The organism is Brevibacillus sp. M2.1A, from assembly GCF_013284355.2.
In the GTDB taxonomy this organism is placed as follows: domain Bacteria; phylum Bacillota; class Bacilli; order Brevibacillales; family Brevibacillaceae; genus Brevibacillus.
The window spans coordinates 5,320,008-5,333,988 of the sequence record NZ_JABSUY020000001.1 but is presented as its reverse complement, the minus strand read 5'-3'; the positions used below and the strand labels follow the sequence as shown (position 1 = coordinate 5,333,988).

The following is a 13,981-nucleotide window of genomic DNA, read 5'->3' as shown; positions in this document are numbered from 1 at the left end:
GCCATATGGTGAAACAGCAGGAGGAGCTGGCCCATCCATTGACAGCTACCATCACGAAGACAAATACGCTTTTGCATATTCAGAGTCTCCTTCCCTCCTTTACGAAATCGGAGCAAAAGGTTGCCCATATCGTCTTACAGCAGACAGACAGCGTGATTTATTCATCGGTGATTGACCTTGCCGAAAAGGCAGGAGTGGGCGAGACGACCGTTTTGCGATTTTGCAGGAAAATAGGCTTCCATGGCTATCAGGAGTTCAAGCTGGCATTGGCACAGGAATTAGTCAATCCAGTCAAAAACTTGCATGGCGAAGTAGGAGAAGACGATTCTCTGGACATCATCACGCACAAAGTAACCGCAGCCAATCAACAGGCGATCGGGGATACCTCGTCCCTGTTTCAGATCGAACAACTGGAGCGTTGTGTAGACCTTTTGCAAAAAGCAAACACGATCCATTTTTACGGGGTAGGTACGTCAGCGGTAACAGCCCAGGATGCCAAGTACACATTCTTGCGGATCGGGCTTCGCGTGGACGCTTTTAATGAATCGCATCTGCAAGCGATGGCTGCGGCTACTCTGGGACCGGGGGATGTTGCGATCGGTTTGTCTGTATCAGGCAGTACGAAAGACACGATCGATTCATTGAAAGTCGCCAAGCAGGCAGGCGCAACTTGCATTTGCCTGACGCACTATCGACGCTCGCCGATTACGAATGTAGCGGACATTACGCTATTGACCGCAGCGCAAGAAGGTCCATTGCAGGGAGGCTCTCTCGCAGCCAAAATTGCACAGTTGCATGTACTGGATGTCATTTGTACGACAATCACGATGCGCAACAAGGAAAAGGCCCTTTTATATAAAGAAAGAACAGCGAAGGCTGTCCTGGAGAGAAAATATTAAGTGGTTTACCTTATATGGAATAGGAGTGGTTGGAAATGAAGCTCGTGATCGTGAAAGATTACGCGGAGCTCAGCAGAAAAGCTGCTGAAATACTCGTGAGCGAAGTAAAAGCAAATCCGAAAACCGTCTTTGGTCTTGCAACCGGAGGCACGCCAGTAGGTATGTACCGTGAGCTCATCAAGCTGTCGCAAGCACAGAGCATCGATTTTTCGCAAGCGAGCAGCTTTAATCTGGATGAATACGTCGGACTTTCCTCGACTCATCCGCAAAGCTATCGCTCGTATATGCAAGAAAACTTGTTCAATCACATCAACATTCCTGCGGAGAATACACATGTGCCAGTTGGGAATACGCCAGATCATTTGGCAGAGTGTGCACGCTATGAGGAAGCGATTCGTTTGGCAGGTGGGATCGACATCCAGGTGCTGGGGATCGGCAACAACGGCCATATTGGCTTCAACGAGCCTGGCTCCCCTGCCGACTCATTGACACGCGTCGTCCAGCTCACTGACAGCACTATCGAAGCAAATGCCCGCTATTTTGATAGTGTGGATCAGGTGCCGACTCAGGCCGTTTCTATGGGGATCAAGACGATTCTTGGCGCTAAAAAAGTCGTACTTCTCGCAAGTGGAGAGGCAAAGGCAGAGGCAGTGCGATTGATGCTAGAAGAAGAGCCTACGGCAGATGTCCCAGCCTCCTTATTGCAATTGCATAGAGATGTAACCGTTATTGTAGATCAGGAAGCAGCGAGCAAGCTGACCACCTCCGTACTGGCAGGAACCAAACCAAGCGGCAGCTAATGCACCGCTTGGTTTTCATTTTGCTTGTTCACCAATCTGTTCCGAATACGCACTTGTCCCTTATGCTATACTGGGAATGTTGCAAGAAGGTCACCAGATTTTTCAAAGGAGCTGATTTTAATGAGCGCAAACGAAGCGTTGCTTACATTAGAAGGTTGGTATACGTATCATAATTTCCGCACCATCAATTGGGAAAAGTGGAAAGCAGCGTCCGCAGCAGAACGCCAAGAAGCGTTGGACGAGCTGAATACATTGATCCGCACATGGGAAGCGAATGAGGGCGAGAACCAAGGAAGCACGGCTATGTACTCCATCCTCGGACACAAAGCAGACCTCGTGTTCATGTTCCTGCGTCCAACTATGCAAGAACTCGATGAGATCAAAACAGCGTTCAATAAAACCCGCTTTGCTGCTTATACAGAAGCTCCTTATTCGTATGTATCCGTAGTAGAGCTGAGCAACTATGTACATAACCCAGGCGAAGATCCAAAAGCGAACCCGCATGTGCGCGACCGCCTCTATCCGATCCTGCCAAAATGGGAGCACATTTGCTTCTATCCAATGAACAAAAAGCGTGATCTGCAAGACAACTGGTACATGCTCTCCATGCAGGAGCGCCAAGAAATGATGCGCTCCCACGGCTTGATCGGTCGCTCCTACGCTGGTCGCGTGAAGCAAATCATCGGTGGCTCCGTTGGTTTCGACGATTGGGAGTGGGGCGTTACCCTGTTTGCCAACGATCCGCTGGAATTCAAGCATATCGTCTACGAAATGCGCTTTGACGAGGTGAGTGCGCGCTTCGGTGAATTCGGTAACTTCCTTGTAGGAAACGTATTGAACGTAGAAACACTGGCGAAAAAGCTGGAAGTATAAACAACATGACCAAAAATCCGCTGTGCGAGATCGTCGCATTGGCGGATTTTTTTATTTCAGCCTTTGCTATTCAAAAATGGTAAAATAAGGTTGTTTTGAATTGGAGAGGAGAGGTTGATTTGTGTTAAAACGTACTTCATCGTGGAGACTTTCACTAGGAGTGTCATCTACCCTTTTGATGACAACTGTATTTGCTCCAGTAGGGGGAGGAATTCTGACGCCAGTCGTATATGCTGCCGAGAAGACACTTTCGGAGAAAGAGGCAATCGCGCTTGCCCAGAAGCAGTTGGCGATGCTGGGTGAGTATAAGTTGAGAGATGCCGAATTTGTAGACGGCATTGAAATGTTATGGGGAAAATCAATATGGTATACCAGCTGGAATAAAGAGAATGGTGGAAGTTTAGGTGTGCAACAGGATGCAACCTCAGGGCAAATATGGAAATACGAGTATCTTGAGGAAGAACAGAACTTGGAAGCAAATCAACAGAAGCTTACGGAAGATCAAGCGTTTCAAGTGGCTACTCAATTTCTTAAGCAGGTAGCGACAGAAGAAGAACGGAGCCGTTTATCCAAGCCCAATGAATATCCTGATTCGGAGATTTTCTATACGCGTGATAAACAGGGAATAGATGTAAATTTTACTCGTATCGAAAACGGGATTCCTTTTCTGGAGAATGGGTTTCGACTGATAGTGGGCAATGATGGGGAGGTGACCTATTTTGAGCGGCGCTGGTCCGAGGGGAAACTTCCAGATGCTTCGAAAGTCATAAAGATAGTGGAAGCTGAGAGGAAATGGGATGAAGGGGCATTTCCAACATTTTTAGACAAGGATATGGCGTCCGTCTCTCATAAGGAAACTGAACGATACCAGCTCGTGTATGAATTCCAGAGTAACGACCCGCAGTATGTCGATGCCATCACAGGAAAGATGCTCGATTCATACGGACAGGTTGCCCATGAAAGGAAGATACAGCCGTTAGGGAAAACCGTTCCTCCATCCACCGCAGAAAGAAAGCTCATTACGAAAGACGAGGCGCAAAAAATAGCAGAGCAACAGCTCAAAAAGCTCCCTGGTACATACCTTTTGAATAACAGGATTATTGAATCTGGCTCAGGAGCGAATGATAAGGTTTGGTTTTTCGAGTTTACCTCCCAACCAGGGGATGGCAAAAAGTCAGATACTGTGAAAATAGGGATTAACGCCAGTGGCTATTTAGTCCAATACAACTTGAATCAAAAAAACAGGTTCAGGGAAGAGAGCAAGAAAGTAGAAAAGGGTATTACCTGGGAACAAGCACAAGAGAGTGCACGAAAACTCGTACAAACATTCTACTCCGATCAGTTAGGGATCATTTACGCAGTCGACAATGCTCCAAGTGAGGAAAAGATCAAACAAATCTGGGAAAATGATGAACCGTATGAGGTCGAATTCGGCTATCTGATAAACGGCTTACCGGTAGATGGTGCGATCTTTGAAGTCAATGTTGACGCTGAGACAGGGGAAGTAGTGGATCTGTATAACCATCTGTCTAATCATGCGGGGGATTCATCTCTTCCCCAAAAAAATGAAGATGGTAACGATCTGAGTACGGCGAAAAAAGTCGTGAAAGAGAATAAAAAGCTCATGCTCACTTACTTTCAGCCAAAAGTAAGAGGGAGTAATGGACGAATGAAAATGCTCGAACAACCCCTCCTCGTCTACCGTTATGTGGGAGAGAAAGGGCTCGTCACAGCAGATGGCAAGTGGCACAGTTTTACCAAGGAACGGAAGCAGTAGCCCAGTGGGTAACAAGCCAGACCGCATAAATACCCGCGCCGACATTCCTGCAAAAATTTATGAAACCTTGTCTTTGGTTCGCGGACACTTTTTGTTAAAGTAAACAGGAAAGCATTTTTGACAGCGGAGGGGAACAAGACTGGGCTTTCTCAAGTTTAAAATTGGTTATCGTACGTTAAAAACAGCCATTGGAACGGCTATCTCGATTCTGATCGCCCAGCAGCTAGGCTTGATGTTTGCTTCTTCAGCGGGGATCATTACGATCTTGTGTATTCAGGTAACAGTCAAGCAATCGTTTCAGACAGCGTGGAATCGGATTCTGGCCAGTTTATTGGGTCTGGGAATCGGTGTCTGCCTGTTTTCCCTTATGGGCTATACGCCGATTGCCATTCTCCTTTTCATTTTGCTTTTCTTGCCGCTCGCGGTACGTTTTGGCATTCAGGAAGGCTTCGTCAACAGCATGGTTGTGCTTATGCATCTGTATTCTTCAAAGAGAATCGACGGGATGCTATTGCTAAATGAGGTCGCTTTGCTCGTCATCGGTGTGGGTGTAGCCCTACTGGTCAATCTGTACATGCCGAGCCTGGATAAAGAGCTAAAAGGGATGCAAGTAAAGGTGGAGAAGCTGTTCAGCAAAATCTTGCGGGAGTTCTGCTACTACTTGCGTCACGGGGAAAGTGAGTGGGACGGGAAAGAATTGATCGAAACAAATGGTGTATTGGAAACGGCGATTCGTTTGGCTTCACGAGATGTTGGCAATCGATTGGGCCGTCGTAACGATTCGTACTACGAGTATTTTGTGATGCGGCAAAAGCAGTTCGAGCTACTGGAACGCATGATGCCGATCGTCTCTTCCTTGGACAATCAGGTGGCGGAGAGCCATCGGATCGCAGATTTTCTTGAGCGAATCAGCGACTCGGTACATCCGGGCAATACCGCCTACCGCTTTATCGACCAACTGCGCGTGATGCAAGAGGAGATCAAGGCAGCAGATTTGCCGCGAACGCGAGAGGAATTTGAGACACGTGCCTCGCTGTTCTACCTCCTTCGGGAAATTGAGAGCTATTTGTTCATCAAGCATGAGCTAGGCAAGAACAGGGACGAAAAGGCACAGGTGGCAAAGAGTTAGACAGAACAGTACGTAACAATGAAAGAGTTGTAGAATACAGAAGGAAGGCTGCGAATACTTTTCGCAGTCTTTTTTTGTTTTTCGGTAAAAACCCTGTGAACTTTTCATTAAAACCAAAAAATTACACAGTTGTCCTAGTACGTTTTTGAACTTACTTGTATACCGTGTACAAGCGGCGAAAAAAAAATCAAAAGAGTAGGATCAAGGAGATGAGAGTGACCAGATGAAAATAATTGTGAATGCAAAAGAGTTGAAAGAGTATTTTCAAGGGCTGCGACGTCTCGTTTGGGGAAAAGACCAAAGAGACGAAGAAGTCGAAAAAGATAAGGAAGAAGCTATTCGCTGTTCGCTTCGCAAAGAGCTGTACGCAGAAGAATTCGCCGCGTTTCTGCAAGAAAACCACAGTGATTTGCGACAAGATTCTTTTCGTAAAGTGCTGCTGCGCTATTTGCATGAAACCGTCGAGCTGGGAACAGATGCAGGAAGTGTCACAGGGGTCCTGAACGAGGTTGGCCGGGACTATGCTGAAATCATAGAGTCAAGCGGTACACGTGTGCTGATTCGTTTCACGCAAATTAATTATGTTCATGAGGTGTAAGGAGGAGAAGACAAATGAACTATGTTCAGAAATTGAGAACGTTTATAGGCGATAGTGTACAAGTCATAACCGGATTGGACGTGACTACCGGTGAGTTGCTCGGCGTGACCAATTCGACATTAACCGTGCTTGCAGCAAGTGAGCCCGGCTATGGCGGTGGCCAAACAGTGGTATTTCAACTCGATCGCATCACGTATGTGCGCGTTCTCTAATGGCAGAGCAGCAAGGGAGAAGGGGCCTAGTGCCCCTATCCATTCTAATTCCTGCCGTGCATGGGACAGCTCATTTGCCAAAGCTGATTGCGGTATGTAAACAGCTTGCACCTCTGGAGATCATCGTGATTTCGAAAAGGGCACTGGAACATGAAGCAGGTGTGCGCGTCGTTCTTGCAGAGGCAGTCGAGAATCTATTCTCATGGCGGAGAGAGGCTGCCAAGCATGCAAAAGGGAGTGTCCTGCTTTTTCTCGGCGAAGAACAAATCGAAATGCTGTCTGGATTGCAGCGCTTCTTGTTCCCGATTTTATATGGCAATGCACAGGTCGTTTTGCCCCAGCATGATCTGCGACACAGGAGGATGACAAAACCAAGGCCCATCCACAGTTTTTCCCTGCTGGTAAATAACCTCTTCGGTCGCGCTGATCTGCGCGAAGCTTCCTTGCTTGACACACCTCACGCAATAACCAGAGAGGCACTTTCCAAAATCGGAGTGGAACAGTTGGCACAGCCTGCCGAAGCGCACAAGCGGGCGGTCATGAGCGGGCTGTCCATTACCGCGCAAACCATGGGAACAGGGACGGAAGAACGGATGTTTTTGCCACAGCTTCACGGTTCGTTGCTCAAAGAGCTCTCTTTGTATGAAAAGCTGGTGATTGCCGAACAGCTTGATCTCGTCTCGCGTCTTCCTTTTCGCGGCGGACTGTCCGATGGAGGTCGGCGAAGAGATGTAGCAGAGAATGTGGGCGGTAAAAACTGGGGTATGCCTGTGATGCAGGTAGGCAAATGGCCCTTGCGACGAACAACTCTTTACGGTGGGAAGACGGTATCGGTGATCATTCCAGCCCTAAACGAGGCAGCGACGATCCAGCAAGTGATCCGTGAAGTTCTTCGGCTGGAGCCTGTTGAAATTATCGTGGTCGTCAATGGCTCGATTGATCAAACGGCACAGCTTGCCCGTGAATGCGGAGCGACGACCGTAGAGTTCCCCTATGCATTGGGTGTAGATACAGGACGGGCAATTGGAGCAAGTCTGTCGAAAGGCGACATCCTGTTGTTTGTCGATGCGGATACGATTATAACCGCCCATGATCTGTATCCATTTGTTCTCGCATGCGAGTGCGGCGTGGATGTGGCCCTAAATGACGTTTCTGTATTTCTGAATCAACCTTGCGCAGACAATGTCTTTGTGGCTTGTCGCCAAGCTCTCAACTTGGCTTTAAATCGTAAGGATTTGGGGATCGGGTCTATGGTGACCGTCCCCTTTGCCTTACGAAGGGAAGCAGTTGCTCCGCTCGGGTGGTCCATACTGCTCTGCCCGCCAAAAGCCCAAGCAGCATACGCACAAGCAGGTGTAAAGATGGAATTGGTTCATCAGGTGAACAGCTTCACCTCCAACCGACTCCGGCCAGAAAAACACTTCGCCAGCTCTGGAATGCCCCCTGCCGTCGAACAGATTGCGGGTGACCACGTGGAAGCCTTGCAGTTTCTGGCAAAAGAGCGGTGACGTGATGCGATTTGGAAACAAGAAGACTGGAAGGAGGAAATGAAAGTGGCAAGAGAGAGAATAGAAGGTCTGGTAAGTGTTGTCATTACAAATTTCAATAGGGCTGCTTATATACGTGAATGCTTGGACAGCATCCTCCAGCAAACCTATGAGAATTGGGAGATTGTCCTGATCGATGATGCATCGACAGATCATTCCGTAGAAGTGGCCAGAGAATGGCTGGAAGAGAGTAAAAGTTTTTTTCCAAGAGAGAATCAGGTGCTGATTCATGAGCTCCCTCGCAATATTGGCTTTTCGGGTGCCATCAACGTCGGGCATTACCTGAGCAGAGGCGAGTTCATCGCGATTCAGGACTCGGATGATTTCTCCCATATCCTGCGTCTTTCGCGGCAGGTTGAATACTTGAAAAATCATCCCCAGGTCGATTTGGTCGGTACGAATTACTACGCGTTTTCGTCCGATCAGCCGGAAAATAAGCAGCTTGCTGGATGGATCAAGTACGGCGATGACATTCGCAAAGTATACGGAAACGGGGGACACTGCGTCTGTCACGGAACCTGCATGTTTCGAGGGCGATTGTTTGACCAGATTGGTGGCCCGACACGCCGGATTGAGGGTGCAGAAGACTACGAATTTATCGCCAAAGCTTTGAATGCGAGAGCAGGCGTGAACAATATAGCAGAAGCATTGTATTATTACCGCACCCACGCTGAGCAGCGTTCGGCCCACTATTATCGGAAGAAGGGAGGGTAAAAAGTTGACTAGCAGTAATGATCGGATATTGATGGTGCTGGACAGTTTGAGGACAGGCGGAACGGAGACATATGTTCTTAGCATGGGTAAAGCATTGAGGAAAAAAGGCGTGCAACTGTTTTATGCAGGTGGCAATGGCCCTTTTTACCAAGAATTTGTTGATGCAGGCTTTTTGATAGAACCAATAGAATCCGCACGTGAGCCGCTCCAGGCACGCAGACAGCATCTGATCGAGTGTTACCGTGCATGTATGAAGAAGCATCGTATTACCATCGTCCATGTGCACCAGACGCCATCAGGTTTTCTTGCTGCTACGGCAGCCAATGAGCTTGGCATTCCTGTCGTGTTCACCTTGCATGGAACGTACTATCCAAAGGATGAGGCGATAAAAGTAGCCCAGCTCTGCTCCGCTGTTATCAGTGTGAGTAAGCCTGTCCAACTATTCTGGCAAAGGCGAGGGGTAAAAACCACACTCATTTCCAATGGGGTTGATGTGGAAGAGTTTCAGTCTGGCTCTGCAAGTAAGGCTGATGTGCCGTCATTGCCGCCTAATGCCATGGTGGTTACGTACGTGAGCCGGTTGGCTTGGCAAAAAGCGACGGTGTGCAACATGGTGTTGCGGGCAACCAAAACACTGCGGAGTGAAATCCCCAACCTGCATATCGTGGTGGTGGGTTCAGGTGCCCAGGCCATTCATGTTCATGAGTTGGCCAAAGCTCTGAATAAAGCCGCAGGGGAGCCCTATATTCACATTGTGGGGGAGCAAACAGATGTCCGGCCGTATTACGAAATCAGTGATTTGGTGATTGGAACAGGGAGGGTCGCACTCGAAGCGATGGCGTGTGGAAAGCCTGTGCTTGCAATCGGTAATCATGGCTACGTCGGTTTGGTCGAACCTTCGTCTTACGAGTTGGCTTGGGACTGTTACTTCGGTGACCATTCCTCCGTGCAGAAGCCGTCTCCTTCGTTGATTGATAGTGCTTTGCGTCAAGCATGTAGCGACCGGAGTCAATTGAAGGAAATAGGAGGTAAAGGAAGAGCGTGGATTCAAAACCATTTTCATATCACGCAAAAATGTGCCTCCTTGCTTACCGTTTATGCACAAATAAAGAATGGAGGGGGGGCGGCAAGCATGAAAAAAATTTTGTACGTTGGCTGGTTAGGTTTCAACAATTTGGGCGATGAGCTGATGTGGCATGCCTTTTACGATTTGTCATGCAAATACCTCGACCCTACACAATACAAGGTAATACCTTCCCTGCCCGGGGTTGATCTGAAGGATTTAAGCCCATATGACACCGTCGTTTTGGGGGGAGGATCGCTTCTCATCCCGGGGTATGTGGATGTAGCTTATCGTGCTGTTGAACAGAAAAAAAATCTATGGGTCTGGGGAAGCGGATTTGATTCGCAAGATCAAGTCGAGCTGGATTCTTCCGGCAGATTGACGAACAAGCTGATTACTGGCCAAGATAAAATGAGCCACATGCTGCAAAAAATCGCTGAGCACGCCACGTTTTTTGGTGTACGCGGACCACTTACACTCCAATACCTCCAGCAAGCGGGAGTGGGAGAAAGGGCAGCGATTAGCGGAGACCCGGGGATGCTGCTTCTCCCCGCATCATTGCCAACAGTGGTAGATAAAAGCAAGCGATCCACGATTGGCATCAACTGGGGTACGTCCTATAACCGGATTTATGGGAAAAACGAGACCGCAGTAGAGGATGGGCTTGTACATGCAGCCAAGAAGCTGATCAAGGCAGGCTACGATATCCACTTGCTCACCATGTGGGGACCGGATCGGGAAGCCATTAAAAGACTGTACAAAAAAATCGACGATCCAGCTCATACAATCCTCGACCTGGAGCTGCACGATCATAAACGAATGCTGCAACTGATGAAAGGCTTTCAGGCGACGATCAACTTTAAGTTGCATGCGAATGTGTTGAGTGCCGCTGCGGGTGTTCCGTTCGTTTGTTTGGCGTACCGCATTAAGGGCATTGACTTCGCTTATTCACTGGATCTCCCAGAGCTCATCGTGTCAACAGGCGAGCCGCAATTAGGTGAACGAATTCTTTCCTGCACCTGGGAGGCAATCGCACGCAAGGAGCAGATCGCAGCAAAATTGGCGGCGAGTCAGAAAAAAATGATCGAGAATTTGGAGCTGCCGTTCATCCAAGGCTTGCTGTAAGGCCATTTGTACAATGAAAAAGAAAAAGACGAGGGGACCTGCATATTCGCTACAGGTCCCCTCCATCGTTGTCGTGACAAAAATCAGTACTCACTATGCTCCCGCAAGCTGGCTACAGGAACACTCATCTCCTGATCCGGCTGGTTGAGCGGGTAAATCCTCGCCATGTCGTTGTCATCATCGATATGCTGGATGTATACAGGTATTCCGTCGCAGGTAACATTCGCCATAACGGGCGAAGCGGCGATTTCTTTCGCGCGCTGTATATTCATTTTGATTCCTCCTGTCATTTGTAACAGTTTTAATATGTACGTCAGCCCAGCATGGTATACTTTTTACGCCTGTTGACATTCCCTAAAATATGTAATAAATTGAAGATAGAAATTACTACGAAATCGTACTAAAAGGAGTCGCCGGTATGCATCAACTATACGACCTCTTTCTGAAAACCGGTTTACGTCCGTTCGCCTTTATGTCCGATACGATGCAGCTGGAAGAAAAACTGACTCGCTCTGATTTGTCGACCCTCCTCATCCTGCTTTTCCGCGGAGACTTGACGATGTCAGAGCTGGCTGCGGAGATGGGGGCGCCGCTTAGTTCGATGACTAGCATCGCGAAACGGCTTGAACGCAAGGGATACATCGCGAGGGCTACCTCTGTAGAGGATCAACGGGTGAAGCTCGTCACGCTAACACAACCAGGCAAACAGCTCGCCAAAGAATCGGAGCAAATGATGCTGACGATGCTGGGAAGGCTTCAAGAGGCATTTACGCCGGAAGAAATGGAGCAATTCACTACCCTTTTACTCAAAGCCGCCAAGGTATTTCAGGACGGAGGACCTGTCAAGCCTCGTGAAACAAAGGTTCGTTCCATCAAGATCAACATTGAGGAATAGTCTGATCGAGCCTGCTTCTTTTTTTGTCTAATTACTACGAAATCGTATTAAATGGATCGTGAAGGAGAGAGTCGAGATGAGAATCGTCATTTACACCGGTAAAGGTGGGGTTGGGAAGACGAGTGTTGCAGCAGCAACGGCTGTGAAGCTGGCAAAGCAGGGAAAGAGGACACTCGTACTCAGTACGGATGCCGCACACAGTTTGGCAGATTCATTGGGGACTGTGATCGGTCCAGATCCCGTACCAATCAGTGAAAATTTATGGGGCCAGGAAGTAAACAGCTTGCGGGAAACCGAGCGCAACTGGGGAGCCGTTCAGGGATGGCTGACAACACTGCTCGACAAAGCACAGCTGACTGATATTACAACGGAAGAGATGCTCGTTTTTCCTGGCATGGAGGAAATGTTCAGTTTACTACAGATCAAGGAACACGCTATGAGCGGGAAGTTCGACGTCCTGGTAGTGGATTGTGCCCCAACCGGGGAAACACTGCGCCTGCTTAGTTATCCGAATGTATTGAATTGGTGGCTGGAGAAAATTTTTCCGACCGAGCGCAAGCTAATCAAACTGGTTCGCCCAGTGGCCAAGATCGTCAACAAAGTAGAGCTTCCTTCTGATGATGTACTAGACAGTGTCGAGCAGCTCGCTCGAGGGCTGGAGGAAATGCAACACATTGTTTTGGACCCGGAGATTACATCAGTGAGGATCGTAGTAAACCCGGAGAAAATGGTGCTTGCGGAAGCAAAGCGATCGTTCACGTACTTGAATCTGTTCGGGTTCAATACGGATGCCATCATCGTGAATCGGGTGCTTCCGGACGAAGCAGGAGAAGGCTTTTTTGCCCACTGGCGAGAGCTGCAACGAAAGTATGAGAACGAAATCGTGGAAAACTTTCAGCCGCTGCCGATTTTGAAAGCACCGATGATGCCAAAAGAAGTGATTGGGCTTCCTGTTTTAGAAGAATTGGCAGATATCGTTTTTGGAACAGAAGACCCATCGGCCAGGCTTTATCAGGGCAGAACGGAACTGATTCGAGAAGTGGACGGCGAGCTGCATTTGGAGCTGATGATTCCTTTTGTGGATAAAGCAGCCTTGGATTTAACGCAAACAGGGGATGAATTGACCGTAAATGCAGGTGCCTACAAACGAAAAGTCATCTTGCCACGCGTATTAATGGGACGACGGGTTACAGGAGCGAAATATGCGGAAGATCGGCTGATCATTCGTTTTAGCGCAAGGGAAGGGGCTGCTCAGCATTGAGAGGTAAAGGATTGAATCGGGTGCTGACGATTCTTACGAACATGGAACAGTACGGAACAGAGCGCCATGTGAAAAATGCCTGGCAAGAATGGCTACTCGCATCGCGATCAGTGATCGACAGCATGATTGATGTGTTACAGGATGAACAAGACCGTCCGAGAGCTCATAAAATCAACATTTCTAAGGAATAGGCCAACTTGAGAGGAGAGAATTGACATGGTAAGTGGGATCAAGCGCCAAATGGGTTTCACTCTAATCATTACAGGACTGCTGCATACGGTTGTTGGTTTCTTTTTATACGCGGAGCCGCTTCAGCAGATCGTCGTAAACGGCTTTTGGAATGCGGTAGGGAAAGAAGAGGGTGCTGCTTTCTGGTTTCTGATGTTTGGCTTTTTGTTGATGTTGCTCGGATATATGGCGGATTGGCTGATGAAAAAGAAGGGAATGGAGACGCCAGCTGCCTTTGGGTGGACGTTACTCGGGATATGTGTGGTCGGGGTAATTGCCATGCCTACCTCTGGCTTCTGGCTTGGTATACCACAGGCTGGCATCCTGCTGCGCAAGTGATGTAAGAAATTTGCGGATAGGTAGATGGTTCAGATAAAATGAATGTAACCATTTTCCATATGGTTCAATATCCGAGGTGATCTTCCTTGAACTTCTTAGATGCAAATAACCCCCCTTTACACCAGAGGATCCTGATGTGTACAGTCCGGTACTAGGTGGGCCATACAAGCTGACAGGAAAACTAGAGTCGCAGTACGTCCCTCATCGAGATCCACAGGCGGTGAATTTTCAGCTTCCTACCGACGAGGATGAAGTGGCCTACTCAAAATATTGGGACCTCGCCGATGCAAGCGGGTCACGGATCGGAGGATATCCCTACTTTACCCAGGAGTATGTGAATCAGGATGGATGGGAGCTGCTCCTTCAACTGGATATGGAAGGCGACAACTACGACTACTATGTCTCGTGGGGAGATAGCGGAGTGGGCAACTTCTTCGTTCGCAGGGAGGATCTGCTTCGTCTGGATTTTTCAAAGGCTTCGTATACATGGGATTGTTTATAAAAGAAAGATGGGGATACAA

The 13,981-nt window shown here is 48.4% G+C and carries 16 protein-coding genes; 15 read left to right on the top strand and 1 reads right to left on the bottom strand.

From position 1 onward, the window contains the following. Window positions 1-5 precede the first annotated feature (5 nt). From HP567_RS25395 to HP567_RS25350, 10 genes are all read left to right on the top strand, one after another. Window positions 6-899, top strand: coding sequence for a MurR/RpiR family transcriptional regulator (locus HP567_RS25395; protein WP_173612045.1), 894 nt, complete (start codon window positions 6-8; stop codon window positions 897-899). A gap of 35 nt (window positions 900-934) precedes the next feature. Next, window positions 935-1,699 carry a glucosamine-6-phosphate deaminase gene (gene nagB / locus HP567_RS25390; protein WP_173612044.1) on the top strand — a complete coding sequence of 255 codons (765 nt, stop codon included), beginning with the start codon at window positions 935-937 and terminating at the stop codon, window positions 1,697-1,699. Window positions 1,700-1,819: 120 nt separating this feature from the next. After that, window positions 1,820-2,572: a hydrogen peroxide-dependent heme synthase gene (gene hemQ, locus HP567_RS25385; protein WP_173612043.1), complete on the top strand. Its 753-nt coding sequence runs from the start codon at window positions 1,820-1,822 to the stop codon at window positions 2,570-2,572. A 178-nt stretch (window positions 2,573-2,750) separates the two neighbouring features. Beyond that, complete coding sequence (locus HP567_RS25380) at window positions 2,751-4,349, top strand: YcdB/YcdC domain-containing protein (protein WP_173612072.1); 1,599 nt, start codon at window positions 2,751-2,753, stop codon at window positions 4,347-4,349. A gap of 139 nt (window positions 4,350-4,488) precedes the next feature. Continuing rightward, window positions 4,489-5,478, top strand: coding sequence for an aromatic acid exporter family protein (locus tag HP567_RS25375; RefSeq protein ID WP_173612071.1), 990 nt, complete (start codon window positions 4,489-4,491; stop codon window positions 5,476-5,478). A 223-nt stretch (window positions 5,479-5,701) separates the two neighbouring features. Next, window positions 5,702-6,076: a DUF2642 domain-containing protein gene (locus tag HP567_RS25370; RefSeq protein WP_173612042.1), complete on the top strand. Its 375-nt coding sequence runs from the start codon at window positions 5,702-5,704 to the stop codon at window positions 6,074-6,076. A gap of 14 nt (window positions 6,077-6,090) precedes the next feature. Beyond that, the gene (locus HP567_RS25365) at window positions 6,091-6,288 is read left to right on the top strand and encodes a hypothetical protein (RefSeq protein ID WP_173612041.1); all 198 of its coding nucleotides are present in this window, start codon (window positions 6,091-6,093) and stop codon (window positions 6,286-6,288) included. A gap of 29 nt (window positions 6,289-6,317) precedes the next feature. Then, entirely contained in the window at window positions 6,318-7,796 is a 1,479-nt protein-coding gene (locus tag HP567_RS25360) for a glycosyltransferase family 2 protein (RefSeq protein ID WP_229088144.1), read from the top strand. A 45-nt stretch (window positions 7,797-7,841) separates the two neighbouring features. Continuing rightward, window positions 7,842-8,549 carry a glycosyltransferase family 2 protein gene (locus HP567_RS25355; protein ID WP_173612040.1) on the top strand — a complete coding sequence of 236 codons (708 nt, stop codon included), beginning with the start codon at window positions 7,842-7,844 and terminating at the stop codon, window positions 8,547-8,549. Window positions 8,550-8,553: 4 nt separating this feature from the next. After that, entirely contained in the window at window positions 8,554-10,737 is a 2,184-nt protein-coding gene (locus HP567_RS25350) for a glycosyltransferase (protein ID WP_173612039.1), read from the top strand. Window positions 10,738-10,820: 83 nt separating this feature from the next. Here HP567_RS25350 and HP567_RS25345 read toward each other — a convergent pair whose 3' ends face one another. Continuing rightward, window positions 10,821-11,009, bottom strand: a complete 189-nt coding sequence (locus tag HP567_RS25345; protein ID WP_173612038.1) for a small acid-soluble spore protein H — start codon at window positions 11,007-11,009, stop codon at window positions 10,821-10,823. 146 nt (window positions 11,010-11,155) lie between these two features. Between HP567_RS25345 and HP567_RS25340 the strand changes: the two genes are divergently transcribed. The 5 genes from HP567_RS25340 (at window position 11,156) to HP567_RS25320 (ending at window position 13,962) form a co-directional block, all read left to right on the top strand. Beyond that, window positions 11,156-11,632, top strand: a complete 477-nt coding sequence (locus tag HP567_RS25340; protein WP_173612037.1) for a MarR family winged helix-turn-helix transcriptional regulator — start codon at window positions 11,156-11,158, stop codon at window positions 11,630-11,632. 76 nt (window positions 11,633-11,708) lie between these two features. Then, window positions 11,709-12,893, top strand: a complete 1,185-nt coding sequence (locus tag HP567_RS25335) for an ArsA family ATPase (RefSeq protein WP_173612036.1) — start codon at window positions 11,709-11,711, stop codon at window positions 12,891-12,893. Next, complete coding sequence (locus HP567_RS25330) at window positions 12,890-13,084, top strand: hypothetical protein (RefSeq protein WP_173612035.1); 195 nt, start codon at window positions 12,890-12,892, stop codon at window positions 13,082-13,084. The genes HP567_RS25335 and HP567_RS25330 overlap by 4 nt, the downstream gene beginning before the upstream one ends. Before the next feature lie 25 nt (window positions 13,085-13,109). Next, complete coding sequence (locus tag HP567_RS25325; RefSeq protein ID WP_173612034.1) at window positions 13,110-13,460, top strand: DUF6463 family protein; 351 nt, start codon at window positions 13,110-13,112, stop codon at window positions 13,458-13,460. Between the two features lie 136 nt (window positions 13,461-13,596). After that, complete coding sequence (locus HP567_RS25320; RefSeq protein WP_173612033.1) at window positions 13,597-13,962, top strand: DUF1963 domain-containing protein; 366 nt, start codon at window positions 13,597-13,599, stop codon at window positions 13,960-13,962. The last annotated feature ends 19 nt before the right edge of the window (window positions 13,963-13,981 follow it).

Excerpts from the sequence above, each read along its gene's own strand:
- HP567_RS25345 (WP_173612038.1), bottom strand. The coding sequence starts at position 11,009 with ATGAATATACAGCGCGCGAAAGAAATCGCCGCTTCGCCCGTTATGGCG.
- HP567_RS25395 (WP_173612045.1), top strand. The coding sequence starts at position 6 with ATGGTGAAACAGCAGGAGGAGCTGGCCCATCCATTGACAGCTACCATC.
- HP567_RS25365 (WP_173612041.1), top strand. The coding sequence starts at position 6,091 with ATGAACTATGTTCAGAAATTGAGAACGTTTATAGGCGATAGTGTACAA.
- HP567_RS25335 (WP_173612036.1), top strand. The coding sequence starts at position 11,709 with ATGAGAATCGTCATTTACACCGGTAAAGGTGGGGTTGGGAAGACGAGT.
- HP567_RS25340 (WP_173612037.1), top strand. The coding sequence starts at position 11,156 with ATGCATCAACTATACGACCTCTTTCTGAAAACCGGTTTACGTCCGTTC.
- HP567_RS25325 (WP_173612034.1), top strand. The coding sequence starts at position 13,110 with ATGGTAAGTGGGATCAAGCGCCAAATGGGTTTCACTCTAATCATTACA.
- HP567_RS25380 (WP_173612072.1), top strand. The coding sequence starts at position 2,751 with ATGACAACTGTATTTGCTCCAGTAGGGGGAGGAATTCTGACGCCAGTC.
- nagB (WP_173612044.1), top strand. The coding sequence starts at position 935 with ATGAAGCTCGTGATCGTGAAAGATTACGCGGAGCTCAGCAGAAAAGCT.
- hemQ (WP_173612043.1), top strand. The coding sequence starts at position 1,820 with ATGAGCGCAAACGAAGCGTTGCTTACATTAGAAGGTTGGTATACGTAT.
- HP567_RS25370 (WP_173612042.1), top strand. The coding sequence starts at position 5,702 with ATGAAAATAATTGTGAATGCAAAAGAGTTGAAAGAGTATTTTCAAGGG.